8 protein-coding genes are annotated in these 9,528 nt (G+C 61.2%); 5 read left to right on the top strand and 3 right to left on the bottom strand.

Annotation, left to right across the window (positions count from 1 at the left end):
• Window positions 1–106: 106 nt before the first annotated feature.
• Window positions 107–454: a hypothetical protein gene (locus OK411_RS18975; RefSeq protein ID WP_130888349.1), complete on the bottom strand. Its 348-nt coding sequence runs from the start codon at window positions 452–454 to the stop codon at window positions 107–109.
• Between the two features lie 189 nt (window positions 455–643).
• Here OK411_RS18975 and OK411_RS18970 point away from each other — a divergent pair, with 189 nt between their 5' ends.
• The 4 genes from OK411_RS18970 (at window position 644) to OK411_RS18955 (ending at window position 5,369) form a co-directional block, all read left to right on the top strand.
• Window positions 644–1,084: a carboxymuconolactone decarboxylase family protein gene (locus OK411_RS18970; protein WP_016775423.1), complete on the top strand. Its 441-nt coding sequence runs from the start codon at window positions 644–646 to the stop codon at window positions 1,082–1,084.
• A 250-nt stretch (window positions 1,085–1,334) separates the two neighbouring features.
• On the top strand, window positions 1,335–1,826 hold the full coding sequence (locus OK411_RS18965) for a sigma-70 family RNA polymerase sigma factor (RefSeq protein WP_264365525.1): 492 nt from the start codon (window positions 1,335–1,337) through the stop codon (window positions 1,824–1,826).
• A gap of 40 nt (window positions 1,827–1,866) precedes the next feature.
• Complete coding sequence (locus OK411_RS18960; RefSeq protein ID WP_264365524.1) at window positions 1,867–2,844, top strand: FecR family protein; 978 nt, start codon at window positions 1,867–1,869, stop codon at window positions 2,842–2,844.
• A gap of 98 nt (window positions 2,845–2,942) precedes the next feature.
• Window positions 2,943–5,369 (top strand): TonB-dependent siderophore receptor, encoded by a 2,427-nt coding sequence (locus tag OK411_RS18955; protein WP_122699454.1) that lies wholly within the window; start codon window positions 2,943–2,945, stop codon window positions 5,367–5,369.
• A gap of 54 nt (window positions 5,370–5,423) precedes the next feature.
• Here OK411_RS18955 and OK411_RS18950 read toward each other — a convergent pair whose 3' ends face one another.
• Window positions 5,424–6,932: a trypsin-like serine peptidase gene (locus OK411_RS18950; protein ID WP_136493803.1), complete on the bottom strand. Its 1,509-nt coding sequence runs from the start codon at window positions 6,930–6,932 to the stop codon at window positions 5,424–5,426.
• Between the two features lie 93 nt (window positions 6,933–7,025).
• Complete coding sequence (locus tag OK411_RS18945; protein ID WP_024013580.1) at window positions 7,026–8,177, bottom strand: MFS transporter; 1,152 nt, start codon at window positions 8,175–8,177, stop codon at window positions 7,026–7,028.
• A gap of 244 nt (window positions 8,178–8,421) precedes the next feature.
• On the opposite strand from OK411_RS18945, the gene OK411_RS18940 reads away from it, so the two are divergent.
• Window positions 8,422–9,402 (top strand): diaminopimelate epimerase, encoded by a 981-nt coding sequence (locus OK411_RS18940; RefSeq protein ID WP_264365523.1) that lies wholly within the window; start codon window positions 8,422–8,424, stop codon window positions 9,400–9,402.
• Window positions 9,403–9,528 lie beyond the last annotated feature (126 nt).

Below are 9,528 nucleotides of genomic sequence, written 5' to 3'. Positions count from 1 at the left end.
GTGTCAGCTTGCATCAAGGTTGGCTGACAGACCGCTTTCGCGAGCAGGCTCGCTCCCACATTGAGTCCTGATGTATGCAGGACTATCTGGGATGGCTCTTGTTCGTTCAGCCGCCCGTGCCACCGCCCGCACCACCCGTGCCGCCGCCGGCCGAACCGGTGCCACCACCCGCGCCGGAACCTGAGCCACTGGCGCCGCCATTGGTGCCCGTTCCAGTGCCCATGCCCGAGCCAGTTCCTGTCCCTGTTCCTGTGCCAGTTCCGTTATTGGTTCCGCCAGAACCGCTGCCACCCGATGGCGAGCCCGGGGTGTTGTCTGGCGGCATGGTCGAGCTGCTGGCGCCGCCGGACTTGGTGCCCGTCGCATCGGTGCTGTCATTGGCAGCGAAGCTGGCGGCGGACGCCGTGGCGAGCAGGCCGGCCAACAATAACGAAGTGAATTTGCGCGTCATCATGGTACGTCTCCTGATAAAGGGGATTACCTGATATTGGTCTTGCGCACTGAAACCTTGGTGCCCGTCGAGTGACGAGCGGTCAGTCGCCGCGCCAAGTGGCCTACCGTTCTTCTGCAATATTGGCTATTTGCCGAAGCACCCCCGGGGACTAACGTAGCCACACATTCAATCGCTACCCCGGAGCCCACCATGCAACCTCGTGCCGATTTCTACACCGCTTCCCCCGATGCCATGAAAGCGATGATGGCGCTGGAAAATGCCGTCTCGAAACTGTCGCTGGAAAAGAGCCTGCTCGAACTGGTCAAGCTGCGCTCTTCACAGATCAACGGCTGCGCATTCTGCATCGACATGCACACCGCCGACGCGATCAAGGACGGCGAAACCCCACGCCGCCTGTTCGCCGTGACGGCATGGCGGGAAGCGCCGTTCTTCAGCGAGCGTGAGCGTGCCGCGCTGCTGTGGACCGAGTCGCTGACACAACTGAGCCTGACCCACGCGCCGGACGAAGACTATGAAGTCGTCGCTGCACAGTTTTCGCCGAAGGAACTGGTTGACCTGACCGTGGCGATCAACACCATCAACGGCTGGAATCGCCTGGCGGTGGGCTTCCGCAAACTGCCGCAGGCCTGAGGCATTCACGCTTTTCCCTTGTGGGAGCGAGCCTGCTCGCGAAGGCGACGTGTCAGTCACCATCATCGTTGCGGACATACCGCATTCGCGAGCAGGCTCGCTCCCACAGGGAGATCTTCAGTGTCCATCTGAACTCGGCCTCGTGTGAGCGCACCTTGCGCATCAAGAACACCATCACAGCGTGCATTGCTTTGTATTAATACGAAGCATTACTATTCACGCCCCTTTCTCACCACGCCGCCCATCCCCCATGCGCTCCCGCAGATCCGGCTTTTTCGAGCATTACGAAGAGTTGATCGGCACCTGGACTCGGCGCCTGCGCAATCGCGCGCAGGCCGAGGATCTGGCGCACGACACCTTTGTGCGGGTGCTCGAGGCAGATTCGGCGGCGGTGCAGCAGCCCCGCGCGTATCTGCATCAGACCGCGCGCAATATCGCCGTTGACGGTTATCGGCGGGAGGACCGCCGGGGCGCCCTGGAGTCGGAGGCAGTCGAGGACAGTGCGTCGTCGGCGGGCGATCCGGAGCATTACATGCACGCGATCCAGTTGGCCGATTCCATCGAACGCGCGCTCACCGAGCTGCCGCTCAACTGCCGCAAGATCTTTGTCTGGCAGAAGATAGAAGGCCTGACGCAGGCAGAAATCGCCGAACGCCTGGGGCTGTCCAAGAACATGGTCGAAAAGTATATGATCCGCACCCTGCGCCATCTGCGTGAGCGGCTGGATGGCTTGCAGTCATGAGCGTTCGCACCTTTTCATTCTCAGCCGGATAGGACATTCCATGATGGAAACGGGTGATTGCGCCTGTGGGCAAGCGGCGGTGCGTGACGAAGCGGCGGCCTGGTTCGTGCGATTGCAAGAGCCGAATGTCAGCGTCGAGCAACGGCAGCGCTTCGAGGCTTGGCTGAACGAGCATCCGCAACACCGCGAAGAATTCCAGTTGCTGCAGGGTTTGTGGGCGGCGGCTGATCTGCTGCCGACGTCGCGTCTTCAGCCGCTTGCGCAAACTCCCCGCCGCGAACGTCGGCCGTTGCTGCGTTATGCCGTCGCCGCGAGTGTTCTGGCCGTGGCGCTGGGGCTTGGCCTGTTCAGTGGTTTGAATCATCCGGGCGCTTACCGCGCTGAATTCGCCACGGCGCCGGGTGAGCGCAAGCATGTGGCGTTGCCGGACGGTTCTGTAATCGATCTGAACAGTCGCAGCCGCTTGCAGGTGCGTTATGAGAAGGATCGACGGCTGATCGAATTGAGCGCGGGCGAGGCGATGTTCAGTGTTGAACACGACGCCTCGCGTCCGTTTATTGTCGAAGCCGGCAGCGGCAAGGTCACAGTCACCGGTACGCGTTTCGATGTGCGCCGCGATGCCACGCAAACCCGCGTTGCGGTGGAGCAGGGCACGGTGAAAGTGCAGGGAAGGCAGGCGCCGGACAACGAGTTCATCAACCTCACCGCAGGCCTCGGCACGGCGGTCGATGCCCAGGGCAAGGTCCTGCCGGCCTACGCGGTTAGCCCGGCGGAATTGACCGCATGGCGCAACGGCAAACTGGTGTTCAACAACGCCAGCCTCAGTGAAGTCGCGGTGGAAGTATCGCGCTATCGCGACAAACCGCTGACCGTAACCCAGCCGAACGTGGCCAGCCTGCGCCTGACCAGCGTGTTCAAATCCGACGACACCGACGCTTTGCTCAAAGCCTTGCCGAGCATCCTGCCGGTGACGGTGCGCACCCTTGCCGATGGCAGTCAGGAAATAATTTCCAGATAGCATTCAGGTTTTTTTTCAGTTCATCGTCTTCCTGTTCAACTGCAACTGGTTTGCATTAACAGCCGCACACTCTTGCGATCCACAGGACTGCGTACGACGTGAACATCACCACAACCCACAATAAAAAATCCCCTTGGTTGCCATTGGCTCTCGCGCTGGCGGTCAGTGCCGCGATGCCGTTGGCGTTTGCCGCTGAAGCCATTCATATCCGCGCGCAACCGCTGGGCCAGGCCTTGAGCGAACTGGGCCAGCAAACCTCGCTGCAGGTGTTTTTCAGCCCTGAGCTGGTGGCCGGCAAACAGGCGCCAGCGGTCGACGGCGACCTTTCGCCGGAGCAGGCGCTGCGGCAGTTGTTGCAGGGCAGCGGTCTCGATTATCAGATCAACGAAGGCTCGGTGACGCTCGCTCCAGCCGCCACCTCCGCAGCCAGCAACGGCCCGCTGGAGCTCGGCGTGACCGACATCAAAGTGGTCGGCGACTGGCTCGGTGACGCGGACGCTGCGGTGGTGCAGAACCACCCCGGCGCACGCACGGTGATTCGCCGCGAAGCGATGGTCGAGCAGGGCGCGATGAACGTCAGCGACGTGCTCAAACGCGTGCCTGGCGTGCAGGTGCAGGACTCCAATGGCACCGGCGGCAGTGATATTTCCCTCAACGTCGGCGTACGCGGTCTGACTTCGCGCCTGTCGCCACGCTCGACCGTGCTGATCGACGGCGTACCTGCCGCGTTTGCTCCGTACGGCCAGCCGCAACTGTCGATGGCGCCGATTTCCTCGGGCAATCTCGACAGCATCGACGTCGTGCGTGGCGCCGGTTCCGTGCGTTACGGGCCGCAGAACGTCGGCGGCGTGATCAACTTCGTGACCCGCGCGATCCCGGAGAAAACCACCGGCGAAATCGGCACAACGCTGGAGACCACTCAGTACGGTGGCTGGAAACACATCGACACCGCATTTCTTGGCGGCACCGCCGACAACGGCATGGGCGTCGCGCTGCTGTACTCCGGCGTCAACGGCCACGGCTATCGCGAGCGCAACAACGGCAACGACATCGACGACGTGCTGCTCAAAACGCACTGGGCGCCGACCGATCAGGACGATTTCAGTCTCAATTTCCACTACTACGACGCCAGCGCCGACATGCCCGGCGGCCTGACCCAGCGTCAGTACGACGACAAACCGTACGAATCGGTGCGTGATTACGACCAGTTCACAGGCCGGCGCAAGGACGTGTCGTTCAAGTGGATTCGCCAGATCGACGAGCGCACCCAGGCAGAAATTCTCACCTATTACACCGACAGCTTTCGCGGCAGCACCATCGCCGCGCGCGATCAGCGCACCCTCAGCTCATACCCGCGTTCCTACTACACCCTCGGCATCGAGCCGCGCGTGTCGCGGGTGTTCGATGTCGGTCCGACCACGCAGGAAGTCAGCGTCGGTTATCGCTATCTGAAAGAGGCGATGCACGAAGAATCGAGTCGTCTGGCGCTGGTCAACAATCAGCCGGTGGTCACGCCGACCTCCGACGGCCATGTGTTCCAGGATCGCACCGGTGGCACCGAGGCCAATTCGGTGTATGTCGACAACAAGATCGACGTCGGCAACTGGACTATCACCCCGGGCATTCGCTTCGAACACATCAGCACCGATTGGCATGATCGCGCTGTCCTCGACACCGCTGGCCGCCCGGTACCGGAGAAAAACCGCAGCATCGAAAGCAACGAACCGCTGCCGGCGCTGAGCGTGATGTATCACCTGTCCGATGCCTGGAAGCTGTTCGCCAACTACGAAACCTCGTTCGGCAGCCTGCAATATTTCCAGCTCGGCCAGGGCGGTTCGGGTGACAGCACCGCCAACGGTCTGGAGCCGGAAAAGGCCAAGACCTACGAGATCGGCACGCGCTACAACGATGATGTCTGGGGCGGCGAGGTGACGCTGTTCTACATCGACTTCGATGACGAACTGCAATACATCAGCAACGACGTCGGCTGGACCAATCTCGGCGCGACCAAGCACCAGGGCATCGAAGCCTCGGCGCACTACGACATGGCCGCCCTCGATCCACGCCTCGATGGTTTGACTGCCAACGCCGGGTTCACCTACACCCGCGCCACCTATGAAGGCGAGATCCCCGGCTTCAAGGGCCGCGATCTGCCGTTCTATTCGCGGCAGGTGGCCACGGTCGGATTGCGTTATGAGATCAACCGCTGGACGTACAACATCGATGGCTTCGCCCAATCGAAACAGCGTTCGCCGGGCACCGGTGTGAATGCGGATGGCAGCTTCAATGGCAACTACATCACTGAAGGCACGGCGGATGGGCAGTACGGCGACATCCCGGGTTACGTGACCTGGAACGTGCGCGGCGGCTATGACTTTGGTCCGCAGGTGTCGAACCTCAAGCTCGGTGCCGGGGTGAAGAACGTCTTCGACAAGCAGTACTTCACCCGCTCCAGCGACAACAACTCGGGGATGTATGTCGGCGCACCGCGCACGTTCTTCGTGCAGGCCAGCGTCGGTTTCTAAGGCGCTGTTGTGGCTGAACCGGTTTCACACGGCTCAGCCACAACAGGCCTGAAGCTATTGAGGAATCAGAAAGTCGATGGTCGGTCCGGGATTCCCAGCCAGGTCTGCGCCTTTGAGGCAGACGTTCTGCTGGCCATTGGCAACGGAAACATGGAACACGCCCGTGGAGGGCGGTACGCGCTGGAATCCCTGCCCGTCATTGCAGTTGACGCTCCCGGGCTGCCCGGACTTGTATTGAAATTGAAAGGGATCCAGATCCGGTGAGACCGAAAAAACCCTGACATCGTAGTCATCGTCACCCACCCATTCGATTTTATAGGCCGGCGCCAACGGCGCTGGTGCTTCCAGCAACCACCGCCAATAGATGCTGGGGGTTTTTCCATCCGATTGTTTTGGCACGTCCGTAGGCCGCTGTTGGCCAATCAGGCAGAGAAAATATAGCCCCGCACCTTCTTTGAGTTCATGGCTCAACTGATTCTCGGAACCAGGGCGAGCGGTTTGTACCTGGCTATACCCAGCAAGCGACTGGCATTCGTCCAGCGTGCGCGTATAGCGATAGCGGTAGTAGGGAGCGCTCAATGCGAAGGTTTGCAGCCAATGCCATGGCACGACTTGTCCGTGCTCGTCACGCTCGACTCTGATGTAATCGCTGTTTTGCGATGATGTTGGAAAAGACCATGCCGCTCCCAGCGGGCAGTCACCCGGACGCGGGTCGAAACGTCCCTTGGTGAAGCAAGCACCCAGACCTTCGGTTGTGGTGGCGTAGTTGGTGGCAGTTCGCTTGTTGACCTGCCCGGCAATGACTTCGCAGGGGGCGCCCTTGTCACATCGATTACGGTCACTTCCGCGCGTGGTAGTGCCCAACACACCCACGACTTCATTGGTATAACGCGCAAGCAATGGTGAGCCGGATAATCCACTGACAACATCGAGGCAACGGTTGCTCGATTGTCCTACCCATCGCCAAGGGCCTTCGATGACCGCTGCCGAATGTTCCTGTTTGCATGCCATTCGCTGAATGAAGCCGTTCACGGGCGCGCCGGTGATCAAAATGTTTTCTTCAGCGGGCAAGGGGGCATGCGCCAGTTTCAGAGGCTCGATACCGTCGCTGATCAACTGTTCCAGAGAGGTGGCAAGTTCAACGATAGAGATGTCTTGGCCACGTAGCGTGCTCCAGCCAATCAGGCCTACAGCATATGAGCGACTGTGCGGTTGCGTGTCGAAAAAATAATTGAACGTCACCCGACCCTTTGCAGGCTGATCGACGATGACCTCGTTATTGCCTATCTCCGGATGTGTGCAGTGTCCGGAGGTCAGTACATAAGCCGGATTCGACACAGTACCGGGTTCTCGTGTGTCAATGAGTGTACCGGAGCAGGTCATGCCGCCTTCAACTTCGACACGGCCAATGGCTTGCCAATGCGCATAACGTCCGTTGGCATTGGCCAGCCGCTCAGCGGGAGCAAAGTTGGCTGCGCCTTCGCCCCAGTCGTATCGATTGACGGAGGCGCATCCCTGGAGAAGAGCGATAAGTGCAACAGCCGATCCAATTCGAATGTTCATGACAGATTTCCATTTCCGCGAGGCTGGAAATCACCATGATTCAAAGGGTCGAAGCCTGTCTAGTGTCAAACCTGACAGGTGTCGCGGTAATCTTCATACTTTCAATGTCTTACCGCCGATGGCCACCGCGACCAACAGCACCGCCATCAGGCCAAAGGCAAAACTCAGGCTGCTGGCATGGGCGACAAAACCGATCACCGCCGGCCCGGCGAGAATCCCGGCATAACCCAGCGTGGTAATCGCCGGCACCGCGATGCTTTCCGGCATCACCGTCTGCTTGCCCACCGCCGTGTACAGCACCGGCACGATGTTCGAGCAACCGGCGCCGACCAGCGCATACCCGAGCAGTGCCGCTTGCCAGCTCGGCGCGAAGGTGGCGAGAAACAACCCCGCCGCCGCCAACAGGCCGCCGAACAGAATGATCCGCGTCGCACCGAGCTTACGCACGATGCGGTCACCGAGCAGACGGCCGACGGTCATGGTCAGGGCAAACGCTGCGTAACCCATTCCCGCGTAAGCCGTGTCGATCCCGCGTTCCTGAGCGAGGAACACAGCGCTCCAGTCCAGCGCCGCGCCCTCGGTGAGGAACACGATGAAGCACATGCCGCCGATAAACAGCACGATGCCATGGGGAATGGCGAACGCCGGGCCGGAGCTTTCGCTGCCATAGGGCAACATGTGCGGCACGCACTTGAGCAAGGCGCCGATCAGCAAGACCACTACCACCAGCATCGCCGCCAGCGGTGTCAGCCCGAGGCCGAGCAGGGCGCTGACGCCCGCCGCACCGACAATGCCGCCCAGGCTGAACAAGCCGTGGAACCCCGACATCATGTGCTTGCCGCTGGCGCGCTCGACGATCACTGCTTGCAGGTTGACCGTCGAATCCACCGTGCCGAGGCCGGCACCGAACATGAACAGCGTGGCGATCAGCGCCGGGATCGACGACACCGTCGCCAGCAACGGCAGCGCCGCGCAGATCAGCAAGGTGCCGCCGGTGGCTACGCGTCGGCAACCAAAACGCGTGGCGAGAATCCCCGCCAGCGGCATCGCCAGAATCGAGCCGACGCCCAGGCACAGCAGCAGTAATCCCAGCGTGCCCTCATCCAGCCCGGCTCGCGCCTTGGCGTACGGCACCAGCGGCGCCCACGCGGCGATGCCGAGGCCGGCAATGAAAAAGGCAACGCGCGTGGACATCTGTTCCAGGCGTCCGGGGACGAAGGTGTCTTGGGGGTTGAGGCTGGTCATATCGATCCTTGGCAAAAAAACAACTGCATCCCGAGTGACATTCTGACGGCGTTGAGGTTCGATCTCAGGCCTTTCGGGGCATAACGGTGAACATCCTACCCTGTGGGAGCGAGCCTGCTCGCGAAAGCGGTGGGTCAAATATGGAATTGTCGACTGACGCACCGCCTTCGCGAGCAGGCTCGCTCCCACACTGGATTGCGGTTTACAGTCGGATTTTCGCCAGCATGGAATACGGGAACAAGGCATGACGAAGTTCTACGACGCACGCGGCAATATCTACGCTGTGGTCTCGCCCCAAGCCTTGCGCGAAGCCGGAATCGCTTTGCCAGCGAGGGCCGCAGAGTGCGCCGTATCCAGGCAGCAATGGAGCGAGGCCGCCATCGCCTTGTGCTGTCACTGGCCCGAAGGCCAACGCCCGGCCAACAGCAAACCCCACCGCAGCGACGGCCTGCTGATCGGCCCGTTCCAGGCAGCTGCGCCGTTCGATGTACTGATCGTCAACACAGACGGCAGCCTCGCCGAGCGCAGCGGTAACGGCCTGACGATTTTTTCTCAGGCATTGACCGAGCAAGGCTTGCTGCCGGATCAGGGTGCAGTGTTGCGTGTCCATCATGACAAAGGTGAGCCGGTAACAACCTCGGTGACTCCGGCCGAAGTCGAAGGCGTTCGCGGTTTCTGGCTCGACTTCGGCCAGCCCGGATTCGGCCCGCAAGCCGTTGGGGCGCAGGCAGTCGAGAGCGTTCAAATCAATAATCGCGACGTCAGCCATGTCCAGCCGCTGGCGGAACTCGATCCTGACTGGAGCCACAGCCAATTCGTCCGTATCGGCAATCCGCACTGTGTAACGCTGCTCAGCGATGCAAGCGCGTTGCCTAGCAACGAACAGATGGGTGAATCACCGCTGAACGAGAGGCTGACGGCAATTGCCTATGCCATGCCCACCGGTGCCGGCAATCCCTGCCCGGCGGGCGTCAATCTGCAATGGGCCGTGCTGGCGTCGCCGCAGAAAATCGCTGCGCGGGTATTCGAGCGTGGCGAAGGTCCAACCGCGTCATCCGGCACCAGCGCCAGTGCGGTCGCGTGTGCGGCGTGGCGGGTGGGTTGGGTCGAGGCAGGGGAGGTGCGGGTGGTCATGCCGGGTGGCACCGCACCGGTTTTGCTTGAGGTTTCGGGAGGGGAGTTGCTGCGCGTGAGATTGTTTGGCACGGCGCGGTTGGCGGGTTGATTCGACCGACGCTATCGCTGGCAAGCCAGGCTCCCACAGGTTTTGCATGAGGGCCCAATCATGTGCTCAACACAAAACCTGTGGGAGCCTGGCTTGCCAGCGATGAGGCCATCAGCCCCAGCGCAA

This window comes from Pseudomonas sp. RG1, assembly GCF_025910115.1.
Classification (GTDB): Bacteria; Pseudomonadota; Gammaproteobacteria; order Pseudomonadales; family Pseudomonadaceae; genus Aquipseudomonas; species Aquipseudomonas atacamensis.
Note: the sequence above shows the minus strand (reverse complement) of the source record. Positions and strands in the feature narration are given on the sequence as shown.